The sequence below is a fragment of the Streptosporangium oxazolinicum genome, assembly GCF_039537505.1.
Classification (GTDB): domain Bacteria; phylum Actinomycetota; class Actinomycetes; order Streptosporangiales; family Streptosporangiaceae; genus Streptosporangium; species Streptosporangium oxazolinicum.
The window spans coordinates 204,133-223,951 of sequence record NZ_BAABAQ010000014.1 but is presented as its reverse complement, the minus strand read 5'-3'; the positions used below and the strand labels follow the sequence as shown (position 1 = coordinate 223,951).

Annotated in this window: 10 protein-coding genes; 6 read left to right on the top strand and 4 right to left on the bottom strand. The window is 73.3% G+C overall.

Annotation, left to right across the window (positions count from 1 at the left end; genetic code table 11):
* Positions 1-24: 24 nt before the first annotated feature.
* The gene (locus ABD817_RS32105; RefSeq protein ID WP_344922026.1) at positions 25-2,652 is read right to left on the bottom strand and encodes a CHAT domain-containing protein; all 2,628 of its coding nucleotides are present in this window, start codon (positions 2,650-2,652) and stop codon (positions 25-27) included.
* 171 nt (positions 2,653-2,823) lie between these two features.
* On the opposite strand from ABD817_RS32105, the gene ABD817_RS32100 reads away from it, so the two are divergent.
* The 4 genes from ABD817_RS32100 (at position 2,824) to ABD817_RS32085 (ending at position 6,118) form a co-directional block, all read left to right on the top strand.
* A complete protein-coding gene (locus tag ABD817_RS32100; protein WP_344922025.1) occupies positions 2,824-4,272 on the top strand; it encodes a S8/S53 family peptidase in 1,449 nt (482 codons plus the stop codon).
* A gap of 66 nt (positions 4,273-4,338) precedes the next feature.
* Positions 4,339-4,917, top strand: coding sequence for an RNA polymerase sigma factor (locus ABD817_RS32095; protein WP_344922023.1), 579 nt, complete (start codon positions 4,339-4,341; stop codon positions 4,915-4,917).
* On the top strand, positions 4,914-5,348 hold the full coding sequence (locus tag ABD817_RS32090; protein ID WP_344922022.1) for a hypothetical protein: 435 nt from the start codon (positions 4,914-4,916) through the stop codon (positions 5,346-5,348). The genes ABD817_RS32095 and ABD817_RS32090 overlap by 4 nt, the downstream gene beginning before the upstream one ends.
* A gap of 179 nt (positions 5,349-5,527) precedes the next feature.
* Positions 5,528-6,118, top strand: a complete 591-nt coding sequence (locus ABD817_RS32085) for a hemerythrin domain-containing protein (protein WP_344922021.1) — start codon at positions 5,528-5,530, stop codon at positions 6,116-6,118.
* Positions 6,119-6,428: 310 nt separating this feature from the next.
* On the opposite strand, the gene ABD817_RS32080 is transcribed toward ABD817_RS32085, so the two are convergent.
* Complete coding sequence (locus tag ABD817_RS32080; protein ID WP_344922020.1) at positions 6,429-7,799, bottom strand: iron-containing redox enzyme family protein; 1,371 nt, start codon at positions 7,797-7,799, stop codon at positions 6,429-6,431.
* 202 nt (positions 7,800-8,001) lie between these two features.
* Here ABD817_RS32080 and ABD817_RS32075 point away from each other — a divergent pair, with 202 nt between their 5' ends.
* Positions 8,002-11,637: a BTAD domain-containing putative transcriptional regulator gene (locus ABD817_RS32075; RefSeq protein WP_344922019.1), complete on the top strand. Its 3,636-nt coding sequence runs from the start codon at positions 8,002-8,004 to the stop codon at positions 11,635-11,637.
* 237 nt (positions 11,638-11,874) lie between these two features.
* Here ABD817_RS32075 and ABD817_RS32070 read toward each other — a convergent pair whose 3' ends face one another.
* The gene (locus tag ABD817_RS32070; RefSeq protein WP_344922018.1) at positions 11,875-13,440 is read right to left on the bottom strand and encodes an FAD-dependent oxidoreductase; all 1,566 of its coding nucleotides are present in this window, start codon (positions 13,438-13,440) and stop codon (positions 11,875-11,877) included.
* A gap of 65 nt (positions 13,441-13,505) precedes the next feature.
* Entirely contained in the window at positions 13,506-18,935 is a 5,430-nt protein-coding gene (locus ABD817_RS32065; RefSeq protein ID WP_344922017.1) for a non-ribosomal peptide synthetase/MFS transporter, read from the bottom strand.
* 359 nt (positions 18,936-19,294) lie between these two features.
* Here ABD817_RS32065 and ABD817_RS32060 point away from each other — a divergent pair, with 359 nt between their 5' ends.
* Positions 19,295-19,750, top strand: coding sequence for a hypothetical protein (locus ABD817_RS32060; RefSeq protein WP_344922016.1), 456 nt, complete (start codon positions 19,295-19,297; stop codon positions 19,748-19,750).
* The last annotated feature ends 69 nt before the right edge of the window (positions 19,751-19,819 follow it).

Genomic DNA, 19,819 nt, shown 5'->3' with positions numbered 1-19,819 from the left:
GACGATTCCGCCCGGCCGGGGGCCTCAGGCCCCGCCGATGGCGGAGAAGGACCAGCCGGTCGCCCGGTTGAGGTCGTCGCCGGGCATCGCCAGCCGCGCGTCGCGCAGGGCCTCGGCCATGCTCAGGCCGCGCCGCAGCCCCTCGTGCAGGGCGAGCATCAGCGGCACCACGGCCTCGTCGTCGACGGGCGACGAACTCGCCACGATCCCGGCCGTGCCCAGCGGCAGCAGCGCCGTGGCGAGGCCGAGCAGCTCGTTCGCGCCGACCGGCTGCAGCCTGCCGGAGTCGCAGCTGGACAGGACGATCCGGTACGGGGCACTGTGCAGCCGTTCGAGGTCGTGCACCGTGAGCGGGCCGTCGTCCATCCTCAGGGAGGAGAACATCGGGCTGTCGGAGCGGAAGGTGCCGTGCGCGGCGATGTGGGCGAGCCTGCTGCCGTCGAGCGCCGCGAGCACGGCCGGGGCGACCGCGGTCCCGGACTCCAGCACGGTCGCCTCCCCGTACCGCGCGGCCAGGAGCGGGACCTCGGCACCGCCGGTCGCCAGCCCCGGCCCCCTGACCAGCACGACCCGCTCCGTGGACGGCGACGGCTCGATCCGCCGGGCGCGGAGCCAGGCGCTCGCGGACGGCGACACGCTCAGCACCCGCTCGCCCAGCACCGGCAGCAGCGCCCAGGGGACGCCGTGCAGCCTGCCCGGTGGTACGACGACCACGGGGCCGTCCCCGAGGTGGCGCACGGCGGGGCCGAGCAGCGACTCCTGGAGGCGGCGCCCGCCCGCCTCCAGGACGGGCAACCTGCCCTCCGAGCCCCCGTACGCGATGCGTCTGAGACCGGCGCGGGCGTGGTCGGCGTCGATCGCCGCGTCGGCGAGCTGCCCCGCGGCGAACCTGCGCACCCTGCCCCGGCCGCAGAGCACGACGTGCAGCTCGCCGTCGACGGCGACGATCTCGATCAGCCACCCGTCGCCCAGCCCGTCGAGCAGCGGACCCGCGTCGAAGCGGTGCCCGTCGAAGCCGCCCGCGCTGCGGGTGCGGAGCGTCCGGGCCCGGATCTCCTTCTCCAGCCGCCGCTGCTCGCGTTCCAGCGCGGGGACCGGCGCGCCTCCCGGCCGTGCCGTCTCGACCCGGCTGCTGATCTCGCGGAAAGCCGTCACGTCGCGCAGCAGTTCGGGATCGTCCGGGGGCCGGGTGGGCGGGACCGCGAGCACGGTGGCGCGCCAGCGTTCGCTCCAGCCGAGGAACCGGCGGGGGCTCCCCCCGGCGAGGGTCGCCCGCTGCGCGAGCACGGCCAGCTCGGCCCCCTGCGCGGTGGCCCGCGCCCGCAGCTCCGAGGCGCCCAGGGTCATCCTGTGCTCGTCCAGCAGGTCGAGCCCCCGGCGGCAGGCGTCCAGCACGCCGCGCGTACGCCCCGCCGCGGCCGCCCTGAGCGCCTGCGCCACCCAGCCGTCCACGCGGGCGAAGGCGGGCCCGCGCGCCCTGGTCCTGGCGGCGGCGGCCAGGTGGCGTTCCGCGTCGGCCTCCCAGCCGAGGGCGAGGGCGGTGCGCCCGGCCAGCAGCGAGGCCTGGACCGCCTCGGGGGAACGCAGCTCCGCCAGCCGTACCGCGACCTCGGCGGCGTCGCGCACCGAGCGGCCGGAGACCTGACCCGCCGCGAACCTGGCCTGGACCAGCACCAGCCGGGCGTGGGCCTGCCACCAGTCGCGGCGCTGGCTGGAGAACAGCCGGATGGCCGTGCTCGCGCGGGCGATCGCCGCGTGCGGCTCCCCCGCCGCGATCGCGGCCCGCGCGGCGATCAGGAGGAGCTCGGCGCTGCGGGTCGTCTGCCCGCCCATCCGGTTCAGCTGCTCCGTGGCGGCGTCGGCCTCCTCCAGCGCCTCGCGCGCCAGCCCTGCCGCCAGGAGCACCCCGCACCGCCGGATGTGCAGGACGAACATGGGCGTGCCGAGGGCCTCGTACCGGCTCGCGGCCTCGTCGAAGAGATGAAGCGCCGCGGGGAGGTCACCGGACCGGAACGCCGCCAGCCCCCGGCTCTCCACGGCGTCGGCCTTGTCGTGCTCCTGGTCGGTGGTGTCCCACAGCTGCTCGGCGGCGACGAAGTCGGCCTCGGCCCGCTCGACGGATCCCATGGCCAGGTGGACGGTCGCCCTGAGCGTGAGCGCCCGCGCGGTCCAGATCGTGTCCTGGGCCCGGCGCAGGGTGGGAATGGCCCGCCGCAGGTCGTCGAGCGCCTCGCGGTGCCCCCCGAGCACCCACCAGGCGTAGCCTCTGCGGAACAGCACGCGGGCCCCGGTGACCCCGCTGCCCCTCTCGACGGCCGCCTCCAGCGCGGCCATCCCCTGCCTGGTACGGCCCGCGTGGATGAGGGCGGCTCCCAGGGTCGCCAGCACGTCCGCCTCGCGGTTCGGGAAACCGGATTTGGCGGCCAGGGCGCGGGCCTGCCGGAGGTGGCCGATCGCCACCACGAGGTCGCCGAAGTCGCGCTGCCAGATGCCGATCACCTGGTGGGCGACGGAGGCGTCGTGCGGGGAGGGGGACGCCGACAGCACGGCCCTCGCCCCGGCCAGCGCGTCCGCGGGGCGGGCGAACACCAGGGGCAGGAGATCGAGAGGGTCTCCCGCGAGCGGCGGGAGCCGCGAGCTTCCCCCGGTCACGGATCGATGTTAGACGTGGTGTGTTCAGGGCGTCCATGCCGAGGAGCCCTCCGAGGACGACCCCCGCTCCCGTCCGCACCGGGAAACTCGCCCGGGGGTGTATCAGCGAGGCGTCCGGTGGCTCTTAACCCGGGGCGACGCCAGGACATCTCTGAGACAAGGATGGCGAATATGGCACCAGACAGGTTCCAGGAGCAGTTCGACCAGATCCAGGACGCCATGGGAGAGGACATCGTGCTCGCGGCGGGGTTCGAGGGCTCCCAGCCCATGTACCTCTACCAGAAGGGCTACGTTCTCGCCCGAGCCGAGGACGCCGGAGAGGTCGTCCGCACGGTCCGGGACGCGTTCTACCGGGAACGCGGGGGCAACCAGACCGAGATCGTGAGGGCGGAGGAGGAGGAAAGTCCGGGCGGCGTGCTCAGGATCCGGGTCGGGGAGCCGGACAGGAGCGAGCGCTACGGCGACCGGGACGTGTCGGACGCGTTGAGGGCCGTCGAGGACCTGGAGCGTGACAACAACCGCCGCATGGTGTCCAGGAACCACATCGTGTCCATCGCGGTGAACTGCTGCCCCGGCGACGAGCCGGTGCCGGTGTCCCGGTGCGAGCCGCCCAACCCGGCGGTGGCCGAGCCCTACGGCCAGGAGGGCACGCCGGTGTCCGTCCTCGTCGTCGACACCGGCCTGGTGGAGAACTACAGGTCGCACCCGTGGATGCACCGCGTCGAGGGCGACGGCAAGGAGGTCGAACTCGACAAGGAGGGCATCCTCAAGCAGTACGTCGGGCACGGCACCTTCATCGCCGGGCTGGTCAGCGCCGTCGCGCCCAACACCGACGTCACGGTGCACGGGACACTCGTCGACGCGGGCGCCATCTCCGAGAAGGACCTGGGTGACAAGCTGCTCGGGGGAATGCTGCCGGCGGGGAGGTGGCCCGACATCATCAGCCTGTCCGCGGGGACGCCGAGCATGCACTCGGAGACGCTCCTGGGGCTCGAACGCTTCATGGACACGCTGATGACCCACCCCGAGACGCTGCTCGTGGCGGCAGCGGGAAACAACGGCAACGACGTGAGGTTCTGGCCCGCGGCCTACTCCGACCACCCCGGCTACGCCGGTGCCGTCGTGTCGGTGGGGGCACTGCGGAAGGACGGCGCGGACCGCGCCTGCTTCAGCAACCACGGGCCGTGGGTGACGACGTACGCACCCGGTGAGCGCCTGGTCAGCGCCTTCACCGCGGTGGACCCCACTCCCGTGGTGTACGACTACCAGCACTCCACCTTCTCCCACTGCCGGTACGGCTTCCAGTACGACTGCACCTGCCAGTTCCCCCCGCACCGGGGCGAGCTCACCGAGAGGATGAAGGAGTCGCCGACCGCGATCCGCGACCGTGTCGTGTTCGACGGCCTGGCGGAGTGGAGCGGCACCTCCTTCTCCACGCCCCTGGTGGTCGGCATGATCGCCAACTACATGACGCGGAACACGGGGATCGACTCCCGGGAGGCCGCCAGAAGACTGCTGGACGAGACCTCCGTCGGCATACTGCGGAGCGTTCCCACCCCGGCCCTCATTCCCGCCACCTGGACACCTCAGAGCGTGCAAAGTGTTCCGGTCACTCGCTGAAAACCAGTGCGGGCGCATCGGCCCTCCGACGTACGATGACAGTCCCGAAAGCAAGGGGACGTCACCGTGGATCGAGACTCGATCGGCATCCTCTTCCGCGCCGCGGTGGAGGGGGACGACGCCGCCGCGTGGAAATCCCTGGTGGAGGGCCTCAGCCCCCTCGTGTGGTCCGTCGTGCGCGCCCACGGGCTGAGGGACGCGGACGCGCAGGAGGTCTACCAGACGACCTGGTTCCGGCTCGCCCAGAACCTCACGCGGATCCGCGAGCCCGACAGGGTCGGCGCGTGGCTGGCCAGCACCGCGCGGAACGAGTGCGTCAAGGTGATCAGGGCCGCCCGGCGGGTCTCGCCGAGCGGCGACGCGGAGATGTTCGACCGCGTCGCCGACGACCGCACGCCGGAGCAGGCGCTCATCGACTCGGAGGACGCCGCGAGAGAGCGGGAGCGGGCGCGGGCGGCCTGGCAGGCATTCCAGGAGCTCGGTGAGAGCTGCCAGCGGTTGCTGCGCCTGCTCACGGCCTCGCCGCCGTTCAGCTACCAGGAGGTGTCGGCGACACTCGGCATCGCCGTCGGGAGCATCGGGCCGATCAGACAGCGCTGCCTGCGACGGCTGCGCGTCCTGCTGGGCAGGCGGGGTTTCCAGTGAGCGACGACGAGCTGGAGGCGGAGCTGCGCCGCGCCATCGAGCTGTTCGATCCCGTTCCCTCGCATCTCCAGCAGATCGCGGTCGAGGCCTTCACGCTGCGCACGCTCGACGCCGAGCTGGCCGAGCTGGTCTTCGACTCCCTGAGCGGGCCCTCGCAGGTGCGGGGTGAGGGGCAGCCGCGCATGCTGACCTTCCAGGGCGCCGGGCTCACCGTCGACCTGGAGGTCACCGTGACCGCCACCGGCGGCCGGGTGGTGGGCCAGCTGATGCCGCCGCGCCACCTGGAGGTCGAGGTCCTCGGGGGCCATCCGGTCACGCTGGCGGCCGACGACCTGGGCAGGTTCATCTACGAGGACGTTCCCCCCGGGCCGTTCAGCCTCCGCTGCCGTCTCGGGGACGCGACGGTCGTCACCGAGTGGATCACCGTCTGACGGCGGCTCACCCGGCGCCCGAAGCTTTTGCGGCTTTTGGATCGCGTGTCGCGGGGCGGCACGCGTACGGCCGGGTGGGGGCGGCTCCCGGCGTGCGCCCGTCCGTGGCACCGCCATGCCGGTCCCCGGGTTTCGGTGCCCGGGTGGGGGTAATCGGCCTGGTAGACGAAGGGGGAGCCATGAACGACCGCCAGATCGTGTCCGAGCCGATGAACGAGAACGACGTCGTGGACCTGCTGGTGCGCCAGCACGCGACGATCAGGGATTTGTTCGACGAGGTCGAGGAGGCCCCCACCGGGGTACGGCGGAGCGATGCCTTCCAGCGCCTCGTACGGATGCTGGCCGTGCACGAGGCCGCCGAGGAGAAAGTCGTGCATCCCTACGCGCGCCTCAAGATCGAGGACGGGAACGAGGTGGTCGACGAACGCCTCGCCGAGGAGAAGGAGGCGAAGCAACTGCTCGCCGACCTGGAGACCCTGGGCACCGAGCATCCCGGGTTCTCCGGGCGTCTCCAGATGTTGCGGGCGGCGGTGCTGGCCCACGCCCGCGCCGAGGAGCGCTACGAGTTCGCCCGGTTGCGCGCCCGGACGAGCGTGGCCGAGCGCCGGGCCATGGCGGCCGGGGTGAGAGCGGCCGAGGCGCTGGCACCGACCCACCCGCACCCGGGTACGGAGTCGATGGTCATGAACCTGCTGTTCGGGCCGCCCCTGGCGATCGTGGACCGGACCCGCGACGCGATCCGCCAGGCCATGCGCGGGCAGGGCGGCTGAGGTACGCCCCTCCTCCGCCGCCCTCGTCGGTGGCGGTCGACCGCGAGACCGGGGGGCGGGCTCGGGGGTGGGGCCGGGGCCAGGGCCGGAGGGCGTGGTCAGGGCCAGGACTGGGGGCCGTGGCCAGGGCCAGGACTGGGGGCCGTGGCCAGGGCCAGGACTGGGGGCCGTGGCCAGGGCCAGGACTGGGGGCCGTGGCCGGGGCCAGGACTGAGGCTGAGGCCAGGGCCAGGGGGCGTGGCCAGGGTTGGGGCTGGGGGCCGGGGGGCCGGAGGCCGTGGCCGGAAGCCGGGGTTGGTGCCGGGGTCGGTTATGACCCCGTCGCCGCGCCCGCCTCCCGCAGCGACGAGGTGCCACGACGCCAGTGGCTCATGACGTGCTCGGCGAAGAGCCGGTCCAGGGTCAGCGCGCAGGCCGCCCCGTACAGGACATCACCGGCCCGCGAGGGGTGTCGCGTCGCGAATTCGCCGCACATGTCGTACGCGGCGACCTGCTCGTGCGCAGCGATCTGCTCATGCGTGGCGACCTGTTCGTGGACGACGGCCTGCTCGTGGACAGCGCGTTGCTCGCGCGCGGTGACCTGCTCGTGGACGGCGTCGGCGCGTACGTGCTCGTCGCGGAACCGGCTCGCCGCCTCGTCCCCGCCCAGCCCGCGCAGGCCCAGGGAGCAGAGGCGGTTGGGCGCCGAGGAGGTCATCTCGAACGCCGCCAGGTGGCCCAGCAGCGCTCCGAGGTGGCGCCGGTGCAGCCCGAACAACGACATCGTGTTGGAGATCGCCAGTGTGATCGCCGGGACCCGCTCCAGGTAGGCGCCGTAGGAGTCGTCCATGCCCAGCTCGCGCATGGTGGGCCGGAACAGGTCGGCACCCCCGCCGCCGTACGCGTCCGCCTGGATCTCCACCGGCGCCGCCTTGGAAGCACCGCTCAGGCGGGGAATCGCCAGGGTGTACGGGTCGGCATCCTTGAGGTGGTGGATCGACCGGTGCGCGACGAACTCGCGGAACTGCGCGAGGTCGGCCTGCCGCTGGAGGAACCCCGCCAGGTCGGGCCCGTCGACGGCGTCGGCCACCAGCTCGGCCAGGACCTGTCGCGTCTGCTCGGGCCGGAAGGCGGGCGGGTACGGTACGGCCCGCGCCAGCCCCTCCTCGAAGCGCGCCTCCAGGATCTCCCGTACCTCCAGCAGGGAGGGGTTCCACTCCCACCGGTCGTCCACGCCCTCGAAGCCCCGGTGGTGCAGCTCGTAACAGACGAAGAGCGCCAGCTGTACGTCCTCGTCCATGAGGACCGGACCCGCGAAACGGGCCGGGAACGACAGGAGCGGGAGCGAGAGGAGGCCGAAGCGGTGCGGCGGGCGTGCCAGCCGTTCGAAGAGCAGGGAGGTGATCGGTCCCCGCACGGCGGGCAGCGCCGGAGCCCTGCCGGGAACCCCCGGGTCCTTGGAGTCTTTGGGGTTCGGGAGGCTCCGCTTCGAGCGCGATGGAGGCGATGGGGGCGATGGGGGCGATGACGAGGACGGGGACGGGGACGGCGGGAATCCGGGGAGTTCCGAGGGCGCCGGGAAACCGGAGGCCGCCAGGCGCCCGTCCGCGCCCCCGGGTGGATCCTTCACCGTGATGCCGTCGTCGTGGACGTCGGCGATGCGCCGCCCGTAGTGAGCGGACGCGTCGAACCCGCGCGTCATGCGTCCCCCCGTTCGATGACCCCAGACCGATCCGATGCCCGCCCCGGAGCCCGCGAAACGCCGCCAAGATCATTGCTTTCTCCCAATGAACTGCGGAAACAGCTAAATACTCAGATATTCCAGGGGTCCTGGAGGTACCCCTGCCGTCCGATCGGAGGGGACCGCACCCGGGGTCATCGCGCGAGAGGAGAATGGAGGACTGATGAGAGTCGGGATCCTGGGGCCGCTGCGCGTGGACGGCGGGCCGCCACACGCGCACGGCACCGAGATCCATGGCGCGCGGCTGCGGATCCTGCTGGTGAGGCTCGCTCTCGACCCCGGCCGCGTGGTCACCGCCGAGCGGCTGATCGACGACCTGTGGCCGGAGGGATCACCCGATCACCCGTCGAACGCGCTGCAGTCACTGGTCTCCAGGATCCGCCGCCGGTTGCCCGGCGCGGTCGCGTCCCATCCCGCCGGTTACCTCCTCGACCTGCCGCGCGAGGGGGTCGACGCCTGGGCCTTCGAGCGGCTGGCCGCCGAGGGCCGTACCGCATCGGGCGATCCCGTCGCGGCGGGGTCCCTGCTGCGCGAGGCGCTGTCCCTCTGGCGCGGCCCGGCTCTCGCCGACGCGTCCGCCCTGCCCTTCGCCGCCGCTCCCGCCACCCGCCTGGAGGAACTGCGCCTGTCGGCGCTGCTGGCCCGCTTCGACACCGACCTGGCCCTGGGACGCGGCCCGGTGGCGGAGCTGGAGGAGGCGGTCGCGGCGCATCCGCTCCGCGAGCCCTTCCACACCCGGCTCGTGCTGGCCCTGCTCACCGAGGGACGCCGTACGGAGGCGCTGGCGGCGTACGAACGGATCAGGCTGCGCCTCGCCGAGGACCTCGGCATGGACCCCGGCCCCGAGCTGCGCGCCGCGCACCTGACCGCCCTGCGCGGTGGATCTCCCCATACGACACCCGGATCCCGGGAGGCCGTCGCGGGCACCCCCGGCCTCGCGGGCGCGCGATCCCCGCGTTCCCCGGAGCGCGGGGAATCCCGGGAGCGCGGGGATCGCGCCGCGCACCGGGACGGCGAGGAGCACCGGAAGCGTGGGGATCGTGTCGAGCACCGGGACAATCTGCCCGCGCGGCTGACGAGTTTCGTCGGCAGGCGGGCGGAGCCGGACCGGCTCGGGGAGTTGCTCGGGAACGCACGGCTGGTCACCCTCACCGGGCCCGGCGGAGTGGGCAAGACCAGGCTGGCGATCGAGACCGCCGCGTCCCTCGACGTTCCGGACGGGGTCTGGCTGGTGGAACTGGCCCCGCTCTCGCACCCGTCCGGTGTGGCGGCGGCCGTGCAGGCCGCCCTGAGCGGGAGTGGCCTCCTGGCGGACCACCCCGCCGCGCCGTGGACCGGAGCGGAGGTCGGGAGCACCTCGGATGAAGGCGAAGCGGGTCCCTCGGGCACCCTCGGCGACACCGGTTCCGCGAGCGCACCCGGCCGCGCGGAAGGCCCGGCGGACGAGACCGGTTCCGCGAACGCACCCGGCCACGGGGAAAGCCCGGCAAACGACACCGGTTCCGCGAGCGCACCCAGCCAGGAGAAAGGCCCGGCAGACGAAACCGGCTCCGCGAGCGCCCCCGGCCGCAAGGAAAGCCCGGCAGGCGAGACCGGCCACCGGGGGGAGCCGGAAGGACACGTGGGCACCCCCGGCCGTCCGCCCCGTCCGCCCCACGGGGAGAACGGCCCCCTGGAACGGCTGGCCGTCGCACTCCGCGGCAGGGCTCCGGTGCTGGTCCTGGACAACTGCGAGCACGTGATCGACGAGGCCGCGCGGGTCGCCGACCGGTTGCTCGCCGCCTCCGGCGGGTTGCGGATCCTCGCCACGAGCCGGGAGCCCCTGGACATCACCGGGGAGAGCCTGTACCCGGTGCTTCCCCTCGGCCTCCCCGCGCCGGGCGCGAGCCTGGAGGACGCGCTGGCGTGCCCGGCGGTGACGCTGTTCGGGGACCGCGCGGCGGCGGCGCTGCCGGGCCTGCGCGTCGACGCCGACACGGTGGCCGACGTCGTACGGATCTGCCGGGAGCTCGACGGCATCCCGCTGGCGATCGAGCTGGTGGCGGCCCGGCTGCGTTCCCTCGGTGTCGGGCAGCTCGCCGACATGATCGGTGACCGGCTGGCGTTCCGCGGGAGCCGTACCGCACAGCCGAGGCACCGCACGCTACGGGCGGTGATCGACTGGAGCTGGGACCTGCTGAGCCCCGGCGAGCGTACGCTCCTGCGCCGGATGTCGGTGTTCTCCGGTGGCGCGACCGCGGACGCGGTGCGGCGGATCTGCGGGTACGGCGTGGACGTGATCACGTCCCTCGCCGACAGGTCCCTGCTCTCGGTCGTACCGGCGCCCCGGGCGGGCGGGGAGGTCCGCTACCGCCTGCTGGAAACTCTGCGCCGGTACGCCGCGGAGAAGCTGGAGGAGGCGGGCGAGACCGGCCGGACGCGGGCCGGGCACGCCCGCTACTTCGTCGGGCTGGCCGAGGCGGAGGAGCCGTCGCTGCGGACCGGTGACCAGCTGCGCGCGCTCGCGGCGCTCGACGTCGAGCAGGGCAACCTGGACTCCGCGCTCGACCACGCGATCTCGTCGGGAGACGGCGACTCCGCCCTTCGAATGATCATGTCCAGGCTGTGGTACTGGATGATGCGGGGTGGTCGCGGGGAGGCCGGGGCATGGGCGTCGGCGGTGCTGGCGGCCGTCGGCGACGAGCCGCCTCCCGGGCGGGAGACGGCGCACGCGCTGTGCGTACTGGCGGCTCTCCCCGGTACGCCGACGGGCGATCCACCCGCCGCGCTGTCGCGGGCCCTGGGGACGTTGCGGGAGTCGGACCACCCCGTGGCACTGGGGTCGTGGGCGATCGCGAACGGCTACCCGGTCGGGACGGCGGAGGCCCACCGGCAGGCGCTGGCCTCGGTCGAGAGGTTCGGCGGCCACCCCGTCCCGTGGACGAGGGCGACCGCGCGGCTGATGGGCGGGATCGTCGAGTTCGAGTACGGGCGGGCGGGGGCGGCACGGGCCGAGGGGCTCCTGTGGCCCGCGGTGGACGACTACCGCCTGACCGGTGACCGGTGGGGGCTGTCGATGGCCTTCTACTGGCTGTCGCTGGTGGCGGAGAATCGCGGCGACACGGCCGGTGCCCTGTCGCTGCTGGAGGAGGCCGTGGCACCGGCCACGGAGATCGGCGGCCTGGAGGCGGTCCCCGGGCCGATCATGGTGCGGGTACGGCTCTGTCAGCTCCGTCTCCGCACGGGGGACCTCGCCGGGGTGGAGGCGGAGCTGGCCCGGGTGGAGGCGACGGTGAGCCGTACCGAGGACCCGATCGCGACCGCCCGCGTCCGGCACGTCCAGGGAGAGCTGGCCCTCCGGCGGGGGGACCCCGAGCGGGCCGGATCCCTGCTCGCCAAGGCGCTGGACCTGCTGCGAGGCCAGGCCATGGCCTCCCCGCAGCTGGTGGCGCTGATCAACGTGGGGATCGCCCGGGTGCACCGGGCACGTGGCGAACCGGACCGCGCCCGCTCCCCGCTGCGCCGCGCGCTGGAGTCGGTCGCCCCGAGTGGTGACGAGACGGTACGCGCGTCGGTTCTGGAGGAGGTCGCCGAGTGGCACGCCTCGACCGGTGACCTGGAGAGCGCGGCCGTACTCCTCGGGACGGCGCTCACGCTGCGCGGAATCGACCGGACGGCCGACCCCGCCGTCCGCGCGCTGGCCGCCCGAGCCGCCGAGGCGCTCGGCGAGGACCGCCACCGGGCGGCGCGCGCCCGTGGCGCCGCCCTGCGCGCGCCCGAGTCGTTCGCCCTGGAGGGGCTCGGCCGCGCGCCGCGATGACAGCGCGCCCACCGCGGGCCGCCCGTCCCGGAGACACCGGGAGGTTCGAGTACGGGCCACCGCGACACGACGCCACCACCGCGAGCCGTGGCGGTGACACCACTGCTCAGCCGTGGGCGTCGTGGCGACGCTCACCCCTGAGTCGTTCGCGGGCGTCGCGGCGACGCTCAACCCTTAGCCGTCGCGGACATCGTGGCGACGCTCACCCCTGAGCCAGCGCGGGCACAGTGGCCCCGCTCACCCCTGAGCCGTCGTGACGACACCCGCGAGGTAGTCCTCAAGGCCGTCCTCGCCGCCGTGGTAGCCGACGTAGCCGTCGGGGCGGACGAGCACCAGGCCCCGCCCGTAGTGGCGGTGGATCCGGCCCTCGACGTCGAGCAGGTCACCGGGCCCGCCCGGCTCGTCTCCCCGGAGCACGGTGTGCGCGCGCACCGTGGGTCCGTACGCCGCGTTGATCTCCTTGACGAGCGCGGCGTGGGCCGTACCGACGGCGAGGAGGGTGAAGTGGGGTCCGCGCAGGACGTCGAAAAGGCGGCCCGTGCCCAGTACCGCGTCCGGGACGCGCTCGCCGCCGCGATCGCCGACGGACAGCGAGCCGTCCCGGTAACCGAGCAGGAGCTGCCGCGTCTCGTCGCCCCGGGTGTGCGCGTCCCGCTCCCCCGCCTCCGCGCGGCGGTGGAGCCTGGTACTGATGCCGAGCACGTCCGCCGCCACCGGGAGCCGCTCCTCCTCGTAGGTGTCGAGCAGCCGCCCGGGAGCGCCGTCGAGGACGGCCGCGAGCTTCCAGCCGAGGTTGTAGGCGTCCTGCACGCCGGTGTTGAGACCCTGGCCGCCCGCCGGGGAGTGCACGTGCGCGGCGTCCCCCGCCAGGAAGACGCGGCCCGCGCGGAACCGTTCCGCCATGCGGATGTTCACCCGGTAGAGCGACATCCAGGAGACGCCGGTGAAGCGGACGTCCGTCCGCCCCGACCCCTCGTCGAAGATCTTCTGGAAGGACTCGGGGGACAGCTCGGGCGTCTCCCCGGTGACCGGCGCGGTGAACTGGAAGACGTCGGTGCCCGGGAGCGGGCAGAGCGCGACGCGCATCGTGCCGGTGGCCATGTCGGCCCAGACGTGCCAGTACTCGCGGTCGAGGTCGGGGGTCTCGACGTCGCCGATGAGCATGCGCTCGGTCTCGAACGTCTCGCCCTCGAAGCCGACGGACAGATGCCCGCGCACGAAGCTGCGCCCGCCGTCCGCGCCGACGAGATAGGCACACCGTACCCGCTCGACACCGCGCCCCCCGGCCCCGGCCCTGGTCCCAGAACCGGAACCGGAACCGGAACCGAACTCAGGGCCAGACCCGGGATCGAGGCCCCGCCCGGTGAGGGTGACCGTGACCCCGTCCTCGTCCTGCTCGAACCCCGTCACCTCGACGCCGAACTCGACCCGCCGCCCCAGCTCGGCGAGCCGGTCGCGCAGGATCCGCTCGACCCGCCACTGCGGCTGCATGAGGACCATCGGGTACGGTACCTCGGCGTCCGGTTCCCTGACCTCGTGCATGCGGCCCTCCCAGACCACCTGGTCCCCCCGGTAGGCGCGCATGGCCGGGTAGACCTCGCCGGTGGCGAGAACCTCCTCGATGACACCGAGGTCGTCGAAGACCTCCTGCGTACGCGGTTGGATGCCCTTCCCGCGCGACCCGACGGCGGGTTCGGGCGACCTCTCCACGATCCTGACGTCCACCCCGCGCCGGGCCAGCTCGACGGCGAGCGTGAGCCCGGTCGGCCCCGCGCCGACGACGAGCACCTGGGTCCGGTTCATCGTTGCCTCCTCGTTGATCGGTTGACCAGGAGGCGAGCATGCCGGGGGGCGCTGCCAGATCGCTGTCAGCGCCCTGCCGTCGCCCTGAGCGCGCTGTCGCGGCGGGCCTCGATCGCCTCCAGGCCCACCTGGTCGTCGGGGAGGGCGTCGGGCATCTCGGTGTCGAGCCGTACCAGCCGCCTGACCCGCAGCGACCCGGCGACGACCAGCACCATCCCGAGGGCGCAGACCAGGTAGAGCAGTCCAATGCCCCGGCCGGGTCCCACCCCGATGACCGTGCCGACCGTCGAGACGAGCGGGCCGCCGGGGACGAGCAGCGGGTCGAGCAGGGCGGCGCCCAGCGGGGCCACCAGTCCCATGCCGATCGGCAGGGTCGACCAGGCGACCAGGGTGTTCAGCGCGAAGACCCTGCCGTGGTAGCGGTGCGGCACCTTGATCTGGACGATCGTGGTGTAGATCGAGTTCATGACCGTCAGGAAGAAGGTCAGCGCGAACGCGCCGATCCCGATCGTCACCAGCGACGGGCTGATGCCGACGACCACGCTTCCCACGGCCATGGCGAGCGTGGCGACCAGTACCCCTCGGAAGCGCCGCTTGGGAGGGCCGCCCCACAGTGCCATGGTGAGCCCGCCGAGCAGTACGCCGAGGCCGCTCACCACCGAGACGCGGCTGACGTCGGCGAGCGTCGCGAAGGAAAGTACCAGCGGGGACACCAGCAGCAGGAGCGGCGACAGGAAGATGTTGAGCACCGCGAAGAAGCCGAGCATCGAGCGCAGGCCCCGCTCGTTCCAGGTGTAGGTGAACCCCTTGGCGATCTCGGTGGTCAGCGGCTCCCTCGGCCGCCACGGCAGCGTGCCGGGGAAGCGGACGAAAAGCACGACGGCGATCGCGAAGACGTAGCTGGCGACGTCGATGGCGACGATGCCGCCCAGCCCGATCCAGGCCAGCAGACCGGCGGCGATCAGCGGCACGACCAGCTGCGCCACCCCGCCCGCCATCTGGGTGACGCCGATCGCGTGGCCGAGGTAGTGCTTGGGGACGAGCTGCGGGACCGCGGAGTTGTAGGCCAGCCGCTGGAAGCTGCTCGCGACCGACAGCGAGATGACCAGCAGGTAGATGTGCCAGAGCTGGAGATCACCGAACAGGATGATCCCGGCGAGCACCGCCTGGATGGCGGCCGAGGCGCAGTCGGCCAGCAGGATCACCCGCCGCCGGTCGCCCCGGTCCACGATCGCACCGGCCAGCGGCGAGATCAGCAGCCCGGCGAGGTTGAGCACGGCCAGGATGGAGAACTGTGTCACCGATCCGGAGTCGATCAGCACCGTGAGCGGCAGCGCCCACCCGACGAGCGCGGAGCCGATCATGGATATCTGCTGGCCCGCGGAGAAGGTGAGGAAACGCCCCATGCTGGGCTGCACGGTGTCCTTCTCCGCCTTCGGGTCCGACGTCCTGGCGACCCCGTGGACCCACCAGGTGTCGTCGGGCCCGCGTTCCGGTGGCGCGTCCAGCCGGTCGTGGACCTGGAGGATCCCGGCCAGCTCCTCGGCGCGGTAACGGAGGAAGAAGTGCCCGCCCTCGTCGAGGACGACCAGGGCCGCGGTGTCGGCGATGAAGTGCCACTCCCTGAACCGCTCCTCGTAGAAGTCGGTCGCCGGGTCGCGCTCACCGATCACCGAGACGACCGGGGCGCGCAGCCGGACGCGGTCGGGGGTGTCGAACAGGTCGGTGAAGTACTTCTCGGCCGCCTTGCCGTCGTGGCGCATCGTCCGGACGATCCGGTCGGCCACCCCCGGGTCGAGCTCCTCCAGGTCGACACCCCGGGCCTTGAGCCAGTTGATGTCGCCCTGGCTGCGGCGCAGGCTCTCGAACTCCCCGATGCGCGACAGGGTACGCATCAGGCCGCGGGGACGGGCGAAGGGGAAGATGGCCCCGATGTAGACGGCCTCGACCTCGCGTCCAGCCGCCTCCACCCGCCTGGCCAGCTCGGTGGCGAGACCCGCGCCGACCCCGCAGTGACCGTAGATCACGACAGGGCCCTCGACGGTCCGCAGAATCTCCTCGGTGCAGCGCCTGGCGACCTCGTCGAACTCCTCGGGCTCCTCGTCCAGCCCGACGTCGTTGCCCGGGATCGCGACGGCGTAGAGCGCCTGGTCCTCGGGAAGCGCGTCGGCGAGCGGCTGGTAGACGATCGCGCTGCCCGAGCCGTACGGGACACAGACGTAGCTGCGCGTCACCGTACGGCGGGGGGTGAGCCGCTGGAGCAGCGGACGGGCCCCTCCGCCGCCGGGGCCGCCGACGAACCCGGCCAGCTCCCGTACGGTCCGGAAGGAGAACAGGTCCACCAGGCCGACCTGGAGGCTGCCCTCGGGCAGGGCCCTGCGCAGCTTGGCCACGACCTGGATGGCGAGCAACGAGTTGCCGCCCAGGTCGAAGAAGTCGTCGCCCGCGCCGACGCGCTCCACCGAGAGCACCTGCTCCCAGACGGCGGCGATCGCCCGCTCGGCGTCGTTCTCCGGCTCGACGTACTCGGCGGCGCCGGGGCTCTCCGGGACCGGCAGGGTCTTGCGGTCCAGCTTGCCGTTCGGCGTGAGCGGCAGCGCGTCCAGGGTGACGAACATCGAGGGGACCATGTAGTCGGGCAGGGTCGCGCCGAGGGCGACCCGCACCCGGGCGATCTCCGGTGGCTCGTCCGCGACGAGGTAGGCGACGAGCCGCCGGTCCCCCGGCACGTCCTCCCTGACGATCACCGCGGCGTCGCGCACCCCCGCGCGCTCCCGCAGCGCCGCCTCGATCTCTCCCAGCTCGATCCGCAGGCCGTGCAGCTTGACCTGGTCGTCGAGGCGGCCGAGGAACTCGATCGTGCCGTCGGGCAGCCACCGGGCGGCGTCGCCGGTCCGGTAGACGCGGTCGTCGCCGAGGGGGAAGAACCGCTCGGCGGTGAGCTCGGGCCGCCGGTGGTAGCCGAGGGCGACGCCGACCCCGCCGATGTGCAGCTCACCGGGTACGCCCACCGGGACCGGGCGGCGACGCGGGTCGAGCACGTGGAGCGTGATGTTCTGGATCGGCGCGCCGATCGGCACGCTCGTCCTGCCCGCGAGCGCCTCGGCGGTGCAGTGCCAGGAGGAGACGTCGACGGCGGCCTCGGTGGGGCCGTAGAGGTTGTGCAGCTCGGCGCCCGGCAGGGTCTCAAGGCAGCGCAGGGCCAGGTCGACCGGGAGTTCCTCACCGCTGCAGATGACGCGCCGCAGTGAGGTCAGGTCCCGTACGCCGTCCTCCGACAGGAAGATCCCCAGCATCGAGGGGACGAAGTGCGTCGTGGTGACGCCCTCCGAGGCGACCAGGTCGCGCAGGTAGGCCGGGTCGCGGTGCCCGCCCGGCTCGGCCAGCACCATCCTGGCGCCGGTCGTGAGCGGCCAGAAGAACTCCCAGACCGATACGTCGAACCCGGCGGGCGTCTTCTGCAGGACGACGTCGTCCGAGGTCAGGCCGTAGCGCTTCTGCATCCAGTCGAGGCGGTTGACGATGCCGCGGTGACTGTTCGGCACGCCCTTCGGCCTGCCCGTCGAGCCGGAGGTGTAGATCATGTACGCCGCCGCACCCGGCTCGTGCGCGCCACCCGGCCCGTCCACACCTCCCGGTCCGTCCACACCTCCCGGTCCGTCCGCGGCCCAGACGATGGGGTCGTCCAGTACGAGGACGGTGGCGTCGTGCCCGGCCAGCCGGTCCGCCAGGTGCCGCTGGGTCAGCACCATGGCGGCGCCCGCGTCGGAGAGCATGAAGGCGAGCCGGTCGGCGGGATAGTCGGGGTCGAGCGGTACGTAGGCCGCCCCCGTCTTGAGCACGCCCAGCAGCCCGGCCACCAGCTCCGCCGACCGCTCCGCGCAGACCGCGACCAGCGATCCCGGCCCCGCCCCGGAGCCGCGCAGCACGCGGGCCACCCCGGCGGCCCGCTCGTCGAGCTCCCGGTAGGTCAGCGACTCGCCCCTGAAGGTGACCGCGGGGGCGTCGGGGCTCCGCGCCACCTGGGCCTCGACGAGGCCGTGCAGCGTCGCCCCGGAGGGGAAGTCGGCCGCGGTGGCGTTCCACTCCTCGGTGAGAAGGCGGCGCTCGGCCTCCCCCAGTGGCTCCAGCTCGCTCACCGGGACGCCCGGCCGGGCGACGGCGTCCCGGAGGAGGTTCTCCAAGTGCCCGGCCATTCGTTCGACGGTCGCCGCGTCGAACAGCGCGGTCCGGTAGGTGAAGGTGGCGGTCATGCCGCCGTCGGCGGTGGGGACCAGGTAGAGCTCGATGTCGTAGCGCGCCGAGCCCGGCGCCATCGCGAAGTCCTCGGCCGCCAGGTCACCGGCGGCGCCCCCGGCGACGGCGAAGTCGTGCATGGAGAAGAGCGCGTCGGCCAGCGGCTGCCTGCTCGGGTCCCGGGGCACGTCGAGCGCCTCGACCAGCCGCGTGAAGGGCAGCTCCTGGTGGTCGAGGGCGTCGACCACCACGTCACGGGTACGGGTGACGAGGTCGGCGAAGCCGGGGTCGCCGTCGAGACGGGCGCGGAGCACGAGGGTGTTGACGAACATGCCGACCACGTCGTCCAGCCCGTCCCTGGTCCGCCCGGCGACCGGCGTGCCGACGGCGAGGTCGCCCCGGCCGCAGTAGCGGGCGAGCAACACCTGGAAGGCGGCGAGCAGGGTCATGAAGCGGGTCGCGCCGCGCTCGGCGCCCAGCCCGGTCAGAGCGGTGACCAGCTCGGGGTCGAGCCGGTGGACGTGGGAGGCGCCGTCGACGGTCAGCCGGGGCGGGCGGGGCCGGTCCGAGGGCAGCTCGGCGCGGGGCAGCCCGGCCAGTTCCCCGCGCCAGAAGGCCAGCTCGCGCTCGAACGACCGCTCACGCTGCCAGAGCGCGAAGTCCCCGTACCGGACGGCGGGCGCGGCGGGGGCGTCTCCCCGGTACAGCGCGAGGAGGTCGGCGAAGAGCAGCTGCGTCGACCTGCCGTCGGCGGCGATGTGGTGGACGAACAGCGCCAGGACGTGCTCGTCGTCCGCGATCCTGATCAGGGTGGCGCGCAGCAGCGGCCCCTCGGCCAGGTCCAGCGGCTTGGCGCTCTCCGCGCCGATCAGCTCGGCGGCCTCCGCGTCCGTGGTGGCCTCGGCCAGGCGCAGCGGCACCGGCGCGGCCGGGACGACGTGGACCGCGGGCCGCCCGTCCTCCGTCGCGGGGAAGCGGTGGCGCAGGCTCTCGTGCCGGTCCGGCAACGTGGCCAGCAGGTCGCGCAGCCGGTCGATGTCGAGCGGGCCGCGCAGCCGCACCGCGACCGGGAGGGTGTAGGTGGAGGTGCCCGGGGTGAAGTGCTCCATGAACCACAGGGGTTCCTGGACCGGGGAGAGCGGCGGAGGCGTGCCCTCGGGCCTGCGTGGGATCTCGGGGCGTTCGGTGCCGGCGGCCTCGCCCCGCAACCTGCGCCTGAGCAGGTCCCGCCTGGCATCGGACAGATCGGCGACGGACATGGCCTCATCCCCCTGTGACGATGTCTCCGCGGGTACGCCGGGACGGCGCGGCGCCGGGGTGAGGGGGCGCGACGCGCTCACGATGAATCCACAGAAACCATCGGACGCGCACCCCAGTGTGCGCAGAACAGGAGAGAAGGTATCCCAAGGAAATCAACGACTCCACCAAGGTCCACTGGCCACTTCCGGCAGCGGAAAAGGGGTGACGGCCCCCACCACGATCCGGTGAAAACACCGATGAGGACATGACGCCCCGGCGCATGGGAACAGGGAAGCTCTGGCCTCCCGGCAATGACGCCCCGGCACGCGGGAACGCGAGGAAGCTCCGGTCTCCCGGTACGGGAAGGTACGGTCAGCTCATGTCCGAGCGCAGCATGCCGCACGACCTCGCCGCCTGGGCGTGCCCCCACGGGCAGGACGCTCGCCGGGGTTGCACGGCCTGCTACGAGGAGTCCAGTGACGCCGACGCGTCTGGTCCCTTCTGGGAGGTCGCCGCGTGGTTCACCACCTCGCGGCCGATCCCGATCAGGACGCTCCAGGACGCGCACCACCACGGCCGCCATTTCGCCCTCGACCAGCCGTCCACGCCGCTGGTCTACCTTCTGACCGGTCACGCCCGCGCCGGCGACAGCGTGCAGGCGATCGCGGGCGTCGTCGGCTTCCTGCTGCACAACCGGCACGTGGTGGCGGACTTCACCGTGACCGAGACCCGCGCCACCCGCCGCTCGCCCGGCACCGCCGCCGCGCCCAACGCGACCCGCCAGACCGACACGTGGCTCCAGGACCAGCGCCACCCCGACGGACGCGCACAGTAGGAACGCCACCCGGCCACCCCGACGGACGCGCACAGTAGGAACGCCACCCGGCCACCCCGACGGACGCGC